This is a genomic window from Halomonas sp. Mc5H-6, assembly GCF_024124705.1.
Taxonomy (GTDB): domain Bacteria; phylum Pseudomonadota; class Gammaproteobacteria; order Pseudomonadales; family Halomonadaceae; genus Vreelandella; species Vreelandella subterranea.
The window spans coordinates 428585-446366 of record NZ_JAMXSI010000001.1; the positions used below are offsets into that span (position 1 = coordinate 428585).

13 protein-coding genes are annotated in these 17782 nt (G+C 57.2%); 4 read left to right on the top strand and 9 right to left on the bottom strand.

Annotation, left to right across the window (positions count from 1 at the left end):
- The first annotated feature begins 158 nt into the window (after window positions 1–158).
- The 4 genes from NH395_RS01985 to NH395_RS02000 all read left to right on the top strand — a co-directional run bounded on the left by NH395_RS01985 (window position 159) and on the right by NH395_RS02000 (window position 5265).
- Window positions 159–2009, top strand: coding sequence for an SLC13 family permease (locus NH395_RS01985; protein WP_253022038.1), 1851 nt, complete (start codon window positions 159–161; stop codon window positions 2007–2009).
- A 125-nt stretch (window positions 2010–2134) separates the two neighbouring features.
- Window positions 2135–2893 (top strand): DeoR/GlpR family transcriptional regulator, encoded by a 759-nt coding sequence (locus NH395_RS01990; RefSeq protein ID WP_066320278.1) that lies wholly within the window; start codon window positions 2135–2137, stop codon window positions 2891–2893.
- A 122-nt stretch (window positions 2894–3015) separates the two neighbouring features.
- Complete coding sequence (gene glpK / locus NH395_RS01995; protein ID WP_253022040.1) at window positions 3016–4503, top strand: glycerol kinase GlpK; 1488 nt, start codon at window positions 3016–3018, stop codon at window positions 4501–4503.
- Between the two features lie 537 nt (window positions 4504–5040).
- A complete protein-coding gene (locus tag NH395_RS02000; RefSeq protein WP_066320283.1) occupies window positions 5041–5265 on the top strand; it encodes a hypothetical protein in 225 nt (74 codons plus the stop codon).
- A gap of 107 nt (window positions 5266–5372) precedes the next feature.
- Here NH395_RS02000 and NH395_RS02005 read toward each other — a convergent pair whose 3' ends face one another.
- From NH395_RS02005 to betA, 9 genes are all read right to left on the bottom strand, one after another.
- The gene (locus NH395_RS02005; protein WP_253022041.1) at window positions 5373–7022 is read right to left on the bottom strand and encodes a glycerol-3-phosphate dehydrogenase/oxidase; all 1650 of its coding nucleotides are present in this window, start codon (window positions 7020–7022) and stop codon (window positions 5373–5375) included.
- 130 nt (window positions 7023–7152) lie between these two features.
- Complete coding sequence (locus tag NH395_RS02010) at window positions 7153–8892, bottom strand: ABC transporter substrate-binding protein (protein WP_253022043.1); 1740 nt, start codon at window positions 8890–8892, stop codon at window positions 7153–7155.
- A 73-nt stretch (window positions 8893–8965) separates the two neighbouring features.
- Window positions 8966–9238, bottom strand: coding sequence for a DUF2160 domain-containing protein (locus NH395_RS02015; protein WP_253022045.1), 273 nt, complete (start codon window positions 9236–9238; stop codon window positions 8966–8968).
- Window positions 9239–9249: 11 nt separating this feature from the next.
- The gene (locus NH395_RS02020) at window positions 9250–10146 is read right to left on the bottom strand and encodes a carbohydrate ABC transporter permease (protein WP_253022047.1); all 897 of its coding nucleotides are present in this window, start codon (window positions 10144–10146) and stop codon (window positions 9250–9252) included.
- A gap of 1 nt (window position 10147) precedes the next feature.
- The gene (locus NH395_RS02025; protein WP_253022049.1) at window positions 10148–11032 is read right to left on the bottom strand and encodes a sugar ABC transporter permease; all 885 of its coding nucleotides are present in this window, start codon (window positions 11030–11032) and stop codon (window positions 10148–10150) included.
- Window positions 11025–12131 carry an ABC transporter ATP-binding protein gene (locus NH395_RS02030; RefSeq protein ID WP_253022051.1) on the bottom strand — a complete coding sequence of 369 codons (1107 nt, stop codon included), beginning with the start codon at window positions 12129–12131 and terminating at the stop codon, window positions 11025–11027. Before NH395_RS02030 ends, NH395_RS02025 begins: the two co-directional genes overlap by 8 nt.
- Window positions 12124–13224: an ABC transporter ATP-binding protein gene (locus tag NH395_RS02035; RefSeq protein ID WP_253022053.1), complete on the bottom strand. Its 1101-nt coding sequence runs from the start codon at window positions 13222–13224 to the stop codon at window positions 12124–12126. The genes NH395_RS02030 and NH395_RS02035 overlap by 8 nt, the downstream gene beginning before the upstream one ends.
- 201 nt (window positions 13225–13425) lie before the next feature.
- A complete protein-coding gene (locus tag NH395_RS02040) occupies window positions 13426–15915 on the bottom strand; it encodes an acyl-CoA dehydrogenase (protein WP_253022055.1) in 2490 nt (829 codons plus the stop codon).
- A gap of 177 nt (window positions 15916–16092) precedes the next feature.
- A complete protein-coding gene (gene betA / locus NH395_RS02045) occupies window positions 16093–17766 on the bottom strand; it encodes a choline dehydrogenase (RefSeq protein ID WP_253022057.1) in 1674 nt (557 codons plus the stop codon).
- Between the last annotated feature and the right edge of the window lie 16 nt (window positions 17767–17782).

Consider the following 17782-nt stretch of genomic DNA (forward strand, 5'->3'; position numbering starts at 1 on the left):
GCTCAACCAATGACCTGTCTCAGCCTGGCATCGCCGGGCTTTTTATTGGCGTATAGTCAATGCCTGATATTGATTACCTGCGCGTCGCTATCTGATTTACAGTGAAGCAAGCGTTTAACCATGGTAGTGACGGTGAACCACAGGGAGGTGATGCAACAATGGCAATCGAGGACGTGGGGCTGGCGCCGAGTACACTGGTATTTGTCGTGCTGGGGTTAACATTGGCGGCCTTTGTATGGGGGCGGTTTCGCTACGACCTGGTCGCCCTTTCCGCGCTTTTGGGGTCGGTGATGCTGGGATTGGTGCCCGCCGAAGATGCGTTTCTCGGTTTTGGCCATCCTGCGGTGATCACCGTTGCCGCCGTGCTGGTGCTGAGTAAAGGGTTCGAACGCTCTGGCCTGGTCGATATTATCGCCGACCAGATACTTAGGGTGGGTGAGCGTTTGATCCTCCAGTTGCTGGCGTTGGTGGGAACCGTCATTGTGCTCTCGGGAATCATGAACAATGTCGGAGCGCTGGCGCTGTTGTTGCCCGTTGCTATGCGTATGGCGCGGGAACACGACACCTCTCCATCGCTATTGCTGATGCCGCTGGCATTTGGCTCGCTGCTGGGTGGGCTGACGACACTTATCGGTACCCCGCCGAATATCATTATTTCCAGTTATCGGGGTAACGTATCCGACGATACTTTCAGCATGTTCAGCTTTGCCCCGGTAGGAGGCGTCGTGGCGTTGGCCGGGTTGGCCTTTATCGTGCTGGTTGGCTGGCGACTAACGCCCAAGCGGAGCGGCCAGGCATCACCGGCGGATATGTTCGATACGGCCAACTATCTGGTAGAGCTCAAGGTCAACGATGAATCAAAAGCCAAGGGGTTGACGCTGCAGCAGCTTCGCGACGAGCTCGAAGAATCCATTCCGGTACTGGCGGTGGTGCGTGATGACAATCGCCAGGCGGGCTATTCGTTTCACGGCATGTTACAGGCCGGCGACATCCTGCTTTTGGAAGCCGGCCCTGAAGAGCTAAAACTGCTGGAAGACAAAGCAGGGCTGAGCGCCGTCGCCGAGCTTGAACGGGATGACGAGGAGGATGAAAAACACGATTTAACCTCGGAAGACGAGCAGGATTCTCACCCGCCTGTGGATACCGAGGGGCTACAACTGGTGGAAGTAGTGGTGCGTAATGACTCCATGATGATCAACCGCAGTGTTCGTCAGTTGCGCCTCAATCACCAGTTCGGTCTGCATCTGGTCGCGGTGGCTCGGGATGGCACCCGGTTGAAGCAGCGCCTGCGGGATATTCGTTTTCAGACCGGGGATATCCTGTTGTTGCAGGGCGAGGAGAGCGAAATTGCCGAAAGCCTGCCAGCGTTAGGTTGTTTACCCCTGGCTAACCGTGATCTGAACCTTGGCCAGCCACGCAAATTGCTGCTTTCGTTGGCTATTTTTGCGGCTGCCATCGTTGCTATGCTGTTGGACGTATTGCCTGCTGCGGTGGCATTGAGTAGCGCGGCACTGGTGTCGCTTTTGATCGGTGTGCTGCCGCTTCGGGAAGGCTATCAGGCAATCGATGGGCCGGTGATCGTCCTTTTGGGGGCCATGATTCCGGTCGGCGAAGCACTGGAGTCCAGCGGCGGGGCGGACTTGATTGCCCAGGCGTTGTTGCAATGGGGGACCGATTGGCCGGTGGTGGTTACCCTGGTGGGGATGTTTATCCTTTCCATGCTGCTTTCCAATGTCATCAACAATGCTGCGGCGGCGCTGCTGATGGCGCCCATTGCCGTCAGCCTGGCGAGAGGGTTCGAGGTATCGCTCGACCCCTTCTTGATGGTGGTTGCGGTCAGCGCCTCCTGCGCCTTCCTGACCCCGATAGGCCATCAGTCCAATACGCTGGTGCTGGGGCCCGGGGGCTATCGGTTTGGCGATTACTGGAAGCTGGGGTTGCCGCTTTCGGCGGTCGTGCTGCTGGTGTCGATACCGATGATCCTGTGGGTATGGCCGCTGTCGGCATAACGTTCGTCTTCGAGCATCAATGGGCGTTATTTGATGGGAAATTTTGCTACGCTGCTATGTTTAAAAGTAAATAGTTTAAAAGTAAATACGTTCTAAAACGAAAAAATAACGTCACGGGCTAGCTTATGAATCAACAGTTTCGTCAAGACGCGATCATCGAGCTGGTCCGCCAGCATGGGTACATGAGCATCGAGCAGCTCACTGACCACTTTGCCGTAACGCCACAAACCATTCGCCGCGATCTGAATACGCTGGCAAACGATGGCCGCGTTAGACGCGTTCACGGAGGAGTGGGGATTGAATCCAGCACGGTGAATACCGCCTACAGCACGCGCAAGACCCTGCACCTGGAAGAAAAAGAGCGCATCGCGCGTTGCCTGGCGGCACATATTCCCAACGACGCATCACTGTTCATTAACATCGGTACCAGCAACGAAGTGATTGCCCAGGCGCTGCTCGATCATCAGGGGCTGGAGATTATCACCAATAACCTCAACGTCGCCGCGATTCTGCAGCACAAGGAAGATTTTACGGTGATCATTGCAGGCGGGCAGGTGCGCTCCCGGGATGGCGGTATTATTGGCGAGGCCACCATCGACTTTATCAACCAGTTCAAGGTCGATTACGGCATTATCGGTATCAGTGGCATCGACGAAGACGGCTCTTTGCTGGAGTTCGACTACCAGGAAGTGCGCGTTGCCCAGGCCATCATCGCCAATTCACGGCGCGTTTATCTGGCCGCCGACTATTCCAAGTTTCACCGTAACCCGGTGGTACGCCAAGGCAATATTGCCCAATTGGACGCGCTGTTTACCGACCGCAAACCGCCTGAGGCCATTCAGCGCCTGCTGACCCAGCATGATGTCGCGCTGCACCTGGCCTGACCGGGTGAAGGCGGTGATGTTTTCATACTTGAGCATTGCGGGCGGCTGGCGTAGCCTTTGGTGATAATAAATCGAAAATAAATGTACAGAATCGAAACTACCAACAACAAAGTGAACGTGCCATGTCCTCCTATATACTTGCCATCGATCAAGGTACGACCAGTTCCCGCGCCATCCTGTTTGACCGTGAAGGTCAAGTAACCGCTGTCGCGCAGCAGGAATTTACCCAGCACTATCCCTACGACGGTTGGATCGAGCACGATCCTGAAGATATCTGGGACACGGTCGTTGCCACCTGCCAGGAAGTCGTCAAAAAGGCCGCTATCCAACCATCGCAGATTGCCGGTGTGGGCATTACCAACCAGCGCGAAACCACCATTGTGTGGGACAAGCGCACCGGAAAGCCGGTTTATAACGCCATTGTGTGGCAGGACCGGCGTACCTCGTTGTTCTGTGAACAGCTACGCGATGGTGGCCATACCGAGCGTGTGCAGGTCAAGACCGGCCTTTTGATCGACCCGTACTTTTCCGCCACCAAGCTTGCATGGGTGCTGGACAACGTCGAAGGGACCCGAGCTCGGGCTGAGAAAGGCGAATTGCTCTTTGGTACCGTCGACAGCTTCCTGATCTGGCGATTGACCGGTGGTCACCATCACGTAACCGATGCCACCAATGCCTCGCGCACCGCCTTGTTCAATATCCACGAGCAATGCTGGGACGATGAACTGCTCGACCTGTTCGATATTCCGGCAAGCTTGCTGCCCGAGGTGAAAGACTCGAGCGATGACTTTGGCACCATGGATGCCCGCTGGCTGGGTGTTGAGCTGCCGATTGCGGGCGTGGCGGGTGATCAACAGGCAGCGCTGGTCGGTCAGGCGTGCTTCCAGCCGGGTATGGGGAAGAGTACCTATGGAACCGGCTGCTTCATGATCGTCAACACCGGGGATACACCGTCGCTGTCGCGCAACCGCTTGCTGACAACCATTGGCTATCGCCTGAATGGCAAGCCCACCTACGCCATGGAAGGCAGTATCTTTGTCGCCGGCGCCACGGTCCAGTGGCTGCGCGATGGGCTGAATTTATTTGCGGATGCGGCGGAAACCGAAGCCCTTGCCCGTAAAACCCGCCGTGGGCACAGCGTTTATCTGGTGCCCGCGTTTACCGGCTTGGGCGCGCCGCACTGGGACCCCAAGGCTCGCGGGGCGATTTTTGGCCTGACCCGCGATACCGGGATTGCGGAAATTGTCGCCGCTGGTCTTCAGGCGGTCTGTTACCAGACACGTGATCTCCAGCATTGCATGAACGACGATATGGAAGCCCCTCCCGGCAATCTGCGTGTCGATGGGGGCATGGTCAAGAATAACTGGGTCATGCAGTTTCTGGCCGACATGCTGAACGTGCAGGTAGACCGCCCAACGATTCTGGAGACCACCGCGCTGGGGGCCGCCTACCTGGCTGGCCTGCGGTTAGGCTGGTATCAGACCCTGGACGAGATAGAGCAGCTCTGGCGCTGCGAGCGCAGCTTTATACCGAGCATGGAGGAGGCAAACCGCGAACAGCTGTACCAAGGGTGGTTGGACGCGGTTTCCCGCGTGCGTTCAACGGATTGACCCATTCCCGCCAGAAGCCGCTATCGCCATAGCTGTGATAGCGGCGTCATTTTATTAACCCTTGGTCGACTGGCGTTGTCGGGTTGATGGCGTATACTGCTTTCGCTTTTCCAGGCCAGCTCGGCCAAGTTTCTCGTCTTTATCAACGCCTTGCCGCGTATTGACCCTCTCTCGTGAAATTCTATGACACCCTTTGGAGCTATTCGGCGCTTATGTAGTCGAGCTACAACGCTGCCTGCGGCCAATGAAGCATTGTGAGCTTTACGGCAGTGCACCATAGTGAAGTCATGGATCAGGGCGGTGTTTCGTTATCCCGATTGACCCTTCTGACCACTGCTACATTTGATGCGCTTTTGAATTACCCGGGCGCTTGAAGCGAAGGTCTTGTAACGCTTGTGACCTTATCGCAGTCACCGAACTGGACACTTATCCGGTCCAGCATGAGTAGCAACGTCACCATTCGTCATTAACAAGATGGCTGCTTAACGATTAACGACAATAGTAAGCAGCGGATGACCATACCATGAGGGTTTTACCATGAACTGCATCGAATTAAGCCAACAAGCCGACCGAATCGCCAATACGTTCAGCAAGCAGGACCTGGCCAAGCTGGTAGTAGCGCTAAAAGGACAGCGGGAGTCACTTCAGCACGCGGTTGAAGTCATCGACACCATTGATAACCGTATGGGGTACACCATTGAAGAAGCCTGGGACGAGGTGCTGGCAGGGGATTCCCAACTGCTGGTTGAAAACGAAGAATAGCGGCTAAAGATCAGTTTCTGACGCTCGTCACTTTCCTCTATCCCCCTGCGGCCGCCGTGAGGGGGATTTTATTTGCCACTGTGTTTTGTGTTTCCTGCCGCCGTTCTCTATGAGGGAACTTCCTGTTTGGGGGCATAGGGTTGGGCGGTATCCCGGTTCTGGGCGAAGTACGCCTCAAAGCGCTCTTCGGCTTGCTCGCCGAAGAGAACACGGCAGGCTTCTTTCAACCCCTTGGAGTGGCGCAGTTGCTCGTGGTGCACCACGAGCGACACCTTGGCCCGGCGGCGCAGGAAATCCTCAAGCTGGGTGATCATTTCATGGTCACGGGCATGTTCAAGCTCGCAGCGGATATATTCCGTACCCTCGATCAAAATGTCGGCTTCTGCCGGATCCTGGCGGATTTTTTCCAGCATGGGCATGGCCTGTTCGGCGTAACGCCGCCAAAGGCGTGATGAGAGAGGCTCCGACGATGTCGTTGCTGTCATGGCGTCCAGGTTCATGCGCTTGGCGTGATCCATGAACTGTTGTTTCACGGCATCGGGTGGCTCGCCATACCAGCGGAAGCCCTGGTCGGGTAGTTCGATCCCAAGCTTCGCGACGGCTTCAGCGATCTCGTCGCCCACGTTCAGGCAGTCGGTCAACTTGCCGCCAAAAATACTGATGTGTGCGCTATCCTGATTGGTGTCGATCACATGCTTGCGGGATAGCTGGAGAAAGTCACGGTCGTTGCCTTGATCCGCCTTGATGGCCAAGGGGCGCACGCCACAGCGGGTCGAGATGATATCGGCCTGGCCCAGTGGCTTGTCGAGTGTCAGGCGCTTGTTGATGTTTTCCAGCACGAAGTCAATATCGTCAGCGGTAACATCCACCTCGGGGTGTTCCATGTGCGTATCGGTGGTCCCGATGCAGGTCCGGTTGCCCATGGGAATCACAAAGAACAGCCGCCCGTCGTCGGCGAAGAAGGCCAGCACGCGCTGGGAATCCGTCAACTGGGGCACAATCAGGTGAATGCCCTTGGAGTACAGGTGTTGGTGGGTGGTCTTTTGCCCGGTCAGGGTATTGTGCTGATCGACCCAGGGGCCTGCTGCATTAATCAGGACCTTGGCACGGATATCGAAGGTTTGGCCATCCATCACGTTACGCGCCTTGGTGACCCAGACGTTCCCTTCACGCTCGGCGCCCAGTGACTCAACATAATTGGCGGCAGTTGCCCCATGATTGAGTGCATGACGAACGAAATTGAAGACAAACCGGGCATCGTTGTCGTGCAGGTAGGCATCCGAATATTCAAAGCCGCCGACGGAATCACCGACATCGATAATCGGTTCTTCCTGCTTGATAGCCTTGGGTGACAGCAAGCGGGGACGCTTGGTAAAGCCATTGCCCATCAGCCAGTAGAGCCAGGTACCAATCCACAAGTAGCGCGGTGAATGGCGAAACCCACGGGTGATGTTGGTCAGAAAACGAATTTCCTGAACAGTGGACGGGTAACTTTTAATTAAATGATTGCGGCTCTTGCAAAGCTTTCTGACCAATGCAAAGTCTTTGCTTTCCATGTATTTGATGCCTCCCCAAACGAGGTTGGAGGAGTGCATGCTGGTGCTGCCAGCGAAGTCGCCGCGATCGATCAGGGCAACCTTGGCGCCTTTACCCGAGAGCGCAGCAGCGGTGGCGGCACCATTGATGCCGCCACCAATAATCAGTACGTCGAATTCATCCGAATGTAGTTTCTCGATATTACGGTTACGCAGTTTCATAGCGGATCCAAATTAACAAAGAAAGCCCCGTTCACGGCGCTATATGGCGACCGCGCTGTTGGTAAATGTCGATAGAGGTTGCCGCCAATGAAGCCGGAGAGGGCGGGCCGTGGGGCCCGCCCAACCGGTATTAGCGCGTACCGGCCGACATCCATTCTTCCATCATTTCGTCGTAAGGCATGGTGGTGCCTTGCGGCATCTCGTCATCCAGCTTGGCTTTCGGCGCGCCATCCTGGTCCAGCCAGTACTGCGGGTCTCGCTCTTCGTTCAGCAGGGGGGCGTAGCTGTCGAAGACGTTGGCACGAGCAAGCCGGTTCATGGTGTTATCCATATCCGCCGCCAGTGCATCGAGACCTTCCTGTGGCGTAACTTCGCCGCTCATGACCGGTGCAAGGTTTTGCCACCACAGCGGCGCCATGCGGGGATAGTCGGGAACGTTGGTGCCTGTCGGTGTCCAGTTGGACTCGTTGGGGCTGCGGTAGAATTCGACCAACCCGCCCAGCTTGGGCGCCATTTCGGTCATCTGCTCAGAGAAGATGTCGGACTCGCGGATCGGCGTCAGGCCGTGCATCAGCTTCTCGAGTGATACCGTCTTGGACACGGTGAACTGACCAAACAGCCACGCCGCTGTGCGACGGTCTTCTGGAGTAGAGTCAAAGAACGTCCAGGCGCCTACGTCCTGATAGCCAACCTTCATGCCTTCTTCCCAGTAAGGGCCGGTAGGCGAGGGCGCCATGCGCCATTTCGGGTTGCCTTCGTCATCGGTCACGGCGACATCGGGGTCGGTCATGTCAGCCGTGAAGGCGGTGTACCAGAAGATCTGCTGGGCAATGTTGCCTTGAGCAGGTACCGGGCCGGCTTCACCGAAGGTCATGCCCTGAGCCTCTGGGGGGGCAAAGTCGCGCAGCCAGTCCACCGCTTTCTGCATGGCAAATACCGAAGCGGGCGAGTTGGTGGCGCCGCCGCGGCTGACGCTGGCGCCCACCGGCTGGCTATCCTCGTTGACGCGAATGCCCCAGTCATCCACCGGGTTGCCGGACGGCACGCCTGGGCTGCCCATACCCGCCATGGACAGCCAGGAGTCGTGGAAACGCCAGCCTAGTGACGGATCACGCCGACCGTAGTCCATGTGGCCATAGATCTTTTCACCGTCGATCTCGCCGACATGCTCGGAAAAGAACTCGGCGATATCTTCGTAGGCGGTCCAGTTGGTGGGTACGCCAAGGTCGTATCCGTAAATGTCACGGAACTGTTCTTGCAGATCTTCGCGCTGGAACCAGTCGTAGCGGAACCAGTAGAGGTTGGCGAACTGCTGGGTTGGCAACTGGTAGATGCTGCCATCTGGGCCGGTTCCGTACTGGAGCCCAATGAAGTCGTCCAGATCCAGGGTGGGTAGCGTGTAGTCGGCCCATTCGTTTTCCATCGCCTCGGAGAGGTTGATGGTGGTGCCATAGCGGATGTGGGTACCGATGGCATCGGTATCGTTGACGAACCCATCGTAGATGCTGTTACCCGACTGCATCTGGTTTTGCATGGTGTCGACAACATCGCCTTCGCCGATGATGTTGTGAGTGACGTTGATGCCGGTTAGCTCGCTGAATGCTTCAGCCAGTACTTCGCTTTCGTAGACGTGGGTGGTTAACCCCTCGGCCACGGTCTGGATCTCCATGTCGCGAAATGGTTCGGCCGCTTTGGCGAACCACATCAGCTCTTCGATCTGTTCCTCGCGGCTCAGGGTCGAGTTTTGGAAATGCTCGTCGACCAGCCGCTCGGCCACCGCACGTGCATCGTGGTCGTCTGCGGCTAGCGAACCGGATGCTAGCAGCAGGCTGGCGGCGAGGGTGGTGAGTTTGAAATTGTTATGTCGCATATAGACCTCGTTGTGTTGTGATCTTCCCTAATGTTGGAACCGTCCATGAGACCGCTTTTGGTTGTTGCACCGGTTATCCCCAGCGCATCAGCACCAACAGCCAGACAAGTGACGCTGCCAGTGCTAACCAAATTGATAATGAGGTGTAGCCAATCACGCCTAGGTGAATAAACGCAGCGGACAGCAGGCCAATAAACAGCCGGTCGCCACGGGTCGTGGAGATTGGCAGAAAGCCCTTGCGTTCAATGGTGGGCGAGACAATTTCCCAGACCGTCATCCCGGCCAGCATGGCGGCAATGGCGGAAAAGAAAATAGCGGTGGGCACCGTCCATACCATCCAAGACATACATCACCTCCTTAGGTACGACCCAGGGCAAAGCCCTTGGCGATATGGTTGCGAACGAAGTAGACCACCAGAATACCCGGCAAGATGGTCAGTACACCGGCAGCGGCGAGGGTACCCCAGTCAATCCCCGACGCAGTGGATGTGCGGGTCATGATCATGCCAATGGGCTGGGCGTCGGTGGCTGTCAGCGTTCTGGCCAGGAGCAGTTCAACCCAAGAGAACATGAACAGGAAGAACAGCGTGACGCCGATACCCGAGCGAATCATCGGGATGAAAATCTTGACGAAAAAGCGGGGAAAGCTGTAGCCGTCGATGTAGGCGGTTTCGTCGATCTCCTTGGGCACGCTGCTCATGAAACCTTCCAGAATCCAGATCGCCAGCGGGATATTGAACAGGCAGTGCGCCAGTGCCACGGCAATATGCGTGTCGAATAGCCCCACCGAGTAATAAAGCTGGAAGTAAGGCAGCAGGAACACGGCGGGTGGCGCCATGAGGTTGGTCAGCAGCCAGAAGAACAGGTGCTTATCGCCAATGAAGCTGTAGCGACTGAAGGCATAGGCAGCAGGCAACGCCACACAAATGGTGATCAGCATGTTCATCAGTACATAGGCAATCGAGTTGACATAACCCATGTACCAGCTTGAGTCGGTAAATATGCCGATATAGTTATCAAAGGTGAGGTTCTCCGGCCACATTGTCATGGAGCCCAATATCTCGCTGTTGGTTTGCAGCGACATGTTGAGCAGCCAGTAGATAGGCAGGATCATCAGAATCAGGTAGATGCCCAGCAACAGGCGCGAGCGCAGCCTTGTTCTTGCATTGCGCTTGCGGCGTTGTGCCGGTGTGATGCGGCTGAAAATGGTGTTGTATTTTTCACCCTGCTGAGTTTTTTCCAGTTGATAGCTCATGTCACGCGCCCCCCTGGGAATGCTTGTCTTTCTGCATGTTCATGATGGCGGTGTAGAACACCCAGCTCACCAGCAGGATGACCAGGAAGTAGATGATCGAGAAAGCAGCAGAGGGGCCCAGGTCCTGCTGGCCCACGGCCATGGTGGTTAACGATTGGCTCAGGAAGGTCGTTGAGCTGCCAGGCCCGCCGCCGGTCAGTACAAAGGGCTCGGCGTAAATCATGAACGAATGCATGAAGCGCAGCAGCACGGCAATGACCAGCACATTGGTCAGCTTGGGCAACTGAATGTAGCGAAATACCGCCCATTTGGAGGCACGGTCAATGCGTGCTGCCTGATAGTAAGCTTCAGGGATGGAGCGCAGGCCGCTGTAGCAAAGCATGGCGACCAGCGGGGTCCAGTGCCAAACGTCCATCAGGATGATCGTTACCCAGGCATCGGCGGCGTTACGGGTAATGTTGTACTCAAGGCCCAACTGGCGTAGGCCCCAGCCCATCAACCCGATATCACCGCGGGTGAAAATCTGCCAGATGCTGCCCACCACGTTCCAGGGGATCAGCAGGGGGAGGGTAATCAGGATCAGCACCGCCGACGCCTGCCAGCCGCGTTTGGGCATGATCAACGCAATGCCGATTCCCAGAGGGATCTGGATCGCAAGAATGGTGAGCGAGAATATTATCTGGCGTAGAAACGCCGCTTGCAGGGCCGGGTCGTTGAGCATGGTTTGAAACCACTCGGTGCCGGTAAAGAAGCGGGCGTTGGCGCCCAGCACGTCCTGCACCGAGTAGTTGACCACGGTCATCAGCGGCACGATCGCGGAAAACGCGACCAGGACAAGCATTGGTAGTACCAATAGCCAGGCGCGGTTGTTATAGACTTTATTCATGATCTACCTCGACTCGGTATTCATCGACGTAAAGGCTCAGTTTGTCGTCGGGAAAACGGATATAGACGGTGTCACCCAAGTCAGGATGGTCTTCGGGCAGCCTGGCTTTAAAGGTTTGCTGATTGAGCGAGAAGGTGAGAATGGCGTAGGTGCCAAGGTCCTGCAGGTTCTCTTTTTGTACGGCAATCGTGTCGGGTTCGGGGCTTGAGTGCACGTCGATGAACTCCGGGCGAATGCCGAGCTTGAGGTTGTCGCTCTCGGTCTTCTTAAGCGTGGCCAGATAAGCGTTGCTTAACGGCAGTGGCTGGTCGCCGTAGTAAGCCGTATTTTGTGCCTCATCGTAGCGAAGCTCGAAAAAATTCATGCCTGGACTACCGATGAAATAACCCACGAAAGTATGCGCGGGTGTTTCGAACAGTTCCCGTGGTGTACCGAATTGCACCACCTGGCCTTCGTACATCACGGCAATCTTGTCAGCGAAGGTCGAGGCTTCAAGCTGGTCGTGAGTGACGTAGATCATGGTGATGTTAAACCGCTCGTGGATTTCCTTGAGCTTGCGGCGCAGCTTCCACTTCAACTGCGGGTCGATGACGGTAAGCGGCTCATCAAACAGAATGGCGGTAACGTCGTCGCGGACCAGGCCGCGCCCCATGGAGACCTTCTGCTTTTCATCGGCGGTCAGGTTTTTGGCTTTGCGCGATAACAGCGGTGTCAGCTCAAGGATGTCGGCGACTTCCAGCACCTTGGGTTTAACTCGGTACTCGGGGGTGTTCATGTTGCGCAGCGGGAAGGCGAGGTTATCGAACACCGTCATGGTGTCGTAGATCACCGGGAACTGGAACACTTGGGCGATATTGCGCTCTTCGGGTGGCAGTTCATTGACCCGCTGACCATCAAAGAGCACATCGCCTTCGGTGGGCGCCAGCAGCCCTGAAATGATGTTCAAAAGGGTGGATTTGCCGCATCCGGACGGTCCCAGCAAGGCATAGGCGCCGCCTTGATGCCATACGTGTTCCATATGGCGGATTGCGTAATCCTCGGCCGATTGCGGGTTGGCGCTGTAGGTGTGCGCGAGTGTTTTAAGCACGATCTCAGCCATGGGCAACACCCTCCGTCTGAGCCAACGGGGTATGCACAATGTGGCCCTGCTGGTCGAAAACAAACAGTTTATGAATGGGGAAATAGACCTTGATGGGCTGATTGACCTTCAGTTCGTGTATCCCCAGAAGGTGCAATACCAATGGGAAGTGCGCATGACGCGCATGGAGGAAGGTTTCGGACCCACTGATTTCGGCAACATCCACGGTGACCGGCAGTTCCAGATCATCCGCGGCTTGCGGTGTAAGGCTCAAATGCGAGGCGCGAACCCCGAACTGGTAGTCACCAGGCGGCAGCTTTCGCAAGGCATCGTCGCAGGTAAAGTGAGTGTCGTTATCGAAGGTGATGTCGTTGTCGGTGAGGCGACCCGGCACGATGTTGATCGGCGGCTCGGAGAACATCTCGGCGCTGAGAATGCCGTTGGGCTGCCGGTAGATCTGATCGGTGGGGCCGTACTGAAGTAGCTTCCCTTCATGAAGAATGGCCGTGTTGCCGCCGAGTGCCAGGGCCTCATTAGGCTCAGTGGTGGCGTACACGGCAATACAATTACGCACTTTGAACAGATCACGCAGTTCGTCGCGTAATTCCTCACGGAGCTTATAGTCCAGGTTGACCAGCGGCTCGTCGAAGAGAATGACATCGGCATCCTTGACCAGAGCGCGGCCCATGGCGGTGCGCTGCTGCTGGCCCCCGGACAATTCCAGAGGGTAGCGTTCAAGCAGATGCTCGATATGCAGCATTTCAGCCATTTCGCCGACGCGCTTGTCAATTTCGCTTTTTGGCAGCTTGGCGAGCTTAAGCGGCGACGCAATGTTGTCGTAGACCGTCAAGCTGGGGTAATTGATGAACTGCTGATACACCATCGATACGTTGCGGTGGCGCACCGGCACCCCGGTGACGTCTTTGCCGTCCATCAAGATACGGCCTTGGGTAGGCGGTTCAAGGCCCGCCATCAAGCGCATCAGTGTGGTCTTGCCTGCGAGTGTTCTACCCAGTAGCACATTGAAAGAGCCTGGCTCGAGTGCTAGGTCAACGTCGCTAATATAGGGAACACCGCCGACGGTATGGGCGATATTTTGCAAATGTAGAGACATGCGGATCTCGCTAGCGTCGTTGTTATTGGAGAATATCTAGCTTTCGTTTACGAAATCCTAGTTGATCGTTTTCGAACCTGCAATGCCTTTATCTGCTTTCGTTTTCAGTTTTTGGATAAAAAATCGAAAATTAAACGAAAGTCTAGGATCAAAAAAAACCGGCCTCGATGAGGCCGGTTGAAGGTAGGTACGAGCGAGAGGCTACTTAATGCTGTCCGCTGTCTCGGACGCTTCCCTGGCTTGTCCCTTGGCGTTGTGGTCAATCAGCGTCGACTTGTCGGTAGCAAAGGTGTCGTAAGGGAAATCGTCTACAGTGAGCATTGCCAACACCTCTGCTTCGAATTCACGCATGAACTGCGCATCTTCTTCGCTGATAAGGCGCTTTTCCAATGCCGCCTCCACCCGTGCTTCTGGGTGCAGGGCCGTCTGCGGCAGTTCACCCTTGGCGTAGGCCTTGTTGACCGTCCGGTAGATCGCCTCGGCACGGTCGTAGTCCACCAGCAGGGCATTGTAACGGGCCAGCGGGTTGCGCTGTTCGCCGTCGTCGGCGTCCCAGGTGTTGTGCAATAGCTTGGTGCGCAGGGCGCTGTGGGTGGACACCCGCGTGGCGATATCCCGTGCATAGTCATCGTGGGGCTTGTCCCAGCGGCGACCGGTCGGCATCACGATCACTTTCAGCGCTTTGCCCAGCGCCCGGTTGGGCAGGTTATCGAAAATCTCGACAAAGGCCTGTTCAGCGCGCTGGAGCAGGAAGCGGCAGCTGTAATGCAGCAGGGCTTCTTCGCCTTCCACCTTGTCACCCGCTTGCCACTGCTTGAGTACCATCGAGGCCAGGTAAAGGTTGGAAAGCACATCGCCGAGGCGAGCCGAGAGCATCTCGCGCTTTTTCAGGGCCGAGCCAAGGCTTGCCATGGCCGCATCGGCGCACAGCCCAAAGCCTGCGGAGAGGCGGGCAATGTCCTGTGCATAGGCCGTTGCAGGCCCGTCAAATGGCACCTGGGGTTTGCCGATACCGAAGCCCAGCGTAAAGGCGCGCGCTGCGTTGCCGAAGATGAGGCCCGCATGGCTGAAGAACGCCTTGTCGAATGCCTTGATATCGTTGGCGTCCTTGGCGGCGAGCTCCTCGAGCACGTAGGGATGGCAGCGAATCGCGCCCTGACCGAAGATCATCAGGTTGCGGGTCATGATGTTGGCGCCTTCCACGGTGATCGCCACCGGGTTGGCACTGTAGCCGATCCCCAGGTAGTTGCGCGGACCCAGGGTGACCGCCTTGCCGCCGTGTACGTCCATGGCGTCGGCCAGGATGTCACGCTGGAATTCGGTCAGCTGGCTTTTCAGAATCGCCGAGGGGACCGCGGGCTTCTCGCCATGGTCGATCAGGTTGGCGGTTTGATAGACCGTCGCCTGGGAGATATATCCAAGCGCAGCCATCCGCGCTAAAGGTTCCTGAACACCTTCCATTTCCGCTACGGGCACGTTGAACTGACGGCGCACGCGGGTGAAGCCGCCGCTCCAGCCCAGCGCATAGCGCGCGGTGCCGGTGGCGCCGGAGGGCAGGGTGATGCAGCGGCCGATCGAGAGGCACTCGACCAGCATGCGCCAACCCTGACCGATCATATCGGGGCCGCCGATGATGGTATCCAGCGGCACAAAGACGTCCTTGCCCTTGATCGGGCCGTTCATGAACGGGCTGCCGATTGGATGGTGGCGGCGGCCGATTTCCATGCCGTCGGTATCGCGGGGAATCAACGCCAGGGTAATGCCGCGGTCTTCTTCATCACCGAGCAGGTGGTCGGGGTCAAATAGCCGGAAAGCAAGACCGACAACGGTGGCAATGGGCGCCAGCGTGATCCAGCGCTTTTCAAAGTTGAGGCGCAGACCGAGGACTTCTTTACCATCAATCATTTGCTTGCAAACGACGCCGGTGTCCGGCAACGAGGTGGCGTCTGAACCGGCACGCGGGCCCGTCAGGCCAAAGCAGGGGATTTCACGGCCATCGGACAGGCGCGGCAGGTAGTGATCTTTTTGTTCCTGGGTGCCGTACTTGAGCAGCAGCTCGCCTGGGCCCAGCGAGTTGGGCACACCGACGGTGACCATCAGCGTCTCATTGGCAGAGAGCTTTTGCAGCACCATGGACTGCCCCTTGGCCGAGAAGCCCAGGCCGCCATACTCCTTCGGGATAATCATGCCGAAGAAGCCTTCTTTCTTCAGGTAATCCCAAAGCTGCTGGGGCAGGTCTGCACGTTCGATGGCGATATCCCAGGCATTGCACATGCCGGCGGCTTTCGCGCACTGGTTGTCGAGGAAGGCTTGCTCGTCTTCACGCAGGCCGTCGTCTTTAAAGTTGAGCAGCTTGTTCCATTGAGGCTTGCCGGAAAACAGCTCGCCATCCCAGGAAACCGTGCCCGCTTCCAGGGCGGTGCGCTCGGTATCGGAGACCTTGGGCGCGACTTTCTTGAACATTGCAAACAGCCGCGGGGTCAACCACTGGCGGCGTAGCGCAGGAAGACCGGCAACGGCCACAGCGGCGGCACCCAGCAGTAATAGGATGCCGATGACGGTGGCATCGAACAGCAGGCCAACAAGACCCAGCACGGCAAGCACGACCAGAGCGGCGGTTGCCCCGGCTTCGCGGCGCATCACCGCGAGCAGGCCAACAGCCGCCAGCACGATCAGTAGTAGGGTGAGCATAGTGCCTCTCCAGTTATTGGGGTAGAGCAGGGTTGTTAATGGACGGATTTAAACACATGTTTGAATATTGGCAGACCTGCGCCACCCAGTGCAAGTATTTCGATGCGTTAAAGCAACATAAAAAAACGTCGCAGCGCTAGGCCACGACGTTTTAGAGTTTTGCTACCGACGCTTGGTTCAGTGGCGCTTGGCGGGTGCGCCGTTGGCAACGTAATAGTCGACGTTGGCCCGGGGCAACGGCTCACGCTCCCGAATCCGGTCGGCGATCTTTTCCGCCAGCATGATGGTGGGGGCATTCAGGTTGCCGGTGGGAATCACCGGAAACAATGACGCATCGACCACGCGCAAGCCTTCAACGCCGTGGACGCGGCCCTGGCCATCCGTGACTGCCATTTCGTCGTTGCCCATCCGGCAGCTACCACAGGGGTGGTAGGCGGTTTCGGCGTGCTGTTTGACGAAGGCATCGAGTTCGGCATCCGACTGGACGTCGGGGCCGGGGGCGATCTCACGGCCACGGTATGGCTCAAAGGCCGGCTGGGCGATGATGTCGCGGGTCAGGCGAATGGCATCGCGGAACTCTTGCCAGTCCTTGTCCTTGGCCATGTAGTTGAACAGGATGCTGGGCGCCGCATGGGGATCTTTCGAGGTCAGGCGAATGCGACCGCGGCTTTCCGAGCGCATGGAGCCGACGTGGGCCTGGAAGCCGTGGGCCTGTACCGCGCTCTTGCCGTTGTAGCTGATCGCAATGGGCAGGAAGTGGTACTGCAGGTTGGGCCACTCTTCCTCATCGCGGCTGCGGATAAAGCCACAGGATTCAAACTGGTTGCTGGCACCGATGCCGGTCCCCTTGAACAGCCACTCGGCGCCGATTTTCGGCTGGTTGTACCATTTCAGCGCCGGGTAGAGCGAGATAGGTTCTTTGCACTCGTACTGGATATACATTTCCAGGTGGTCCTGGAGGTTTTCACCCACGCCAGGGAGGTCGTGAACCGTCTCGATATCGAGCTCTTTAAGCAGTGCCGGGTTGCCAATACCTGAACGCTGAAGAATCTGCGGGGAGGCGATAGCACCGCCACACAGCAGCACTTCACGGCGAGCGTAGGCCTGCCGTTTTTCGCCTTTTCGCTCATAGCGAACGCCCACTGCACGCTTGCCCTCGAACTCGATCACATCGGTCACCGCGTGGGTTTCGATGGTCAGGTTATCGCGCTGCTTGGCGGTATCCAGGTAGCCACGGGCCGTCGACGCACGCCGACCGTTAGGCGTCACAAAGCGGTCCATGGGGCCGAAGCCTTCCTGCTGATAGCCGTTGACGTCGTCGGTCTCCGGGTAACCCGCCTGTTTGCCTGCCTCGATAAAGGTGCGATAAAGCGGGTTATTGCCCGCCTTTGGGGTTGTCACGCTGACCGGGCCATCGCCGCCGTGATAATCGTTTGGCCCGATATCGCGGCTTTCACTTTTCTTGAAGTAGGGCAGGCAGCTTAGGTAATCCCAGTCTTCAAGGCCGGGTTGTTTGGCCCAGTTGTCGTAATCAAGGGCGTTGCCGCGGATATAGCACATGCCGTTGATCAGCGAGGAGCCGCCCAGCCCCTTGCCACGGCCACACTCCATCCGGCGGCCGTCCATATGCGGTTCCGGGTCGGTTTCAAATGCCCAGTTGTAGCGTTTGCCCTGCAGCGGGAAAGCCAGGGCAGCGGGCATTTGGGTACGAAAATCAAAGCGATAGTCAGGGCCGCCTGCTTCTAGCAGCAGCACGCTGACGTTACTGTCTTCGGTAAGGCGAGTAGCAAGCACATTGCCTGCCGAACCTGCACCGATAATAATGTAATCAAATTCGCGTGGTTGAGACATCAGTGTCTCCCTGGTC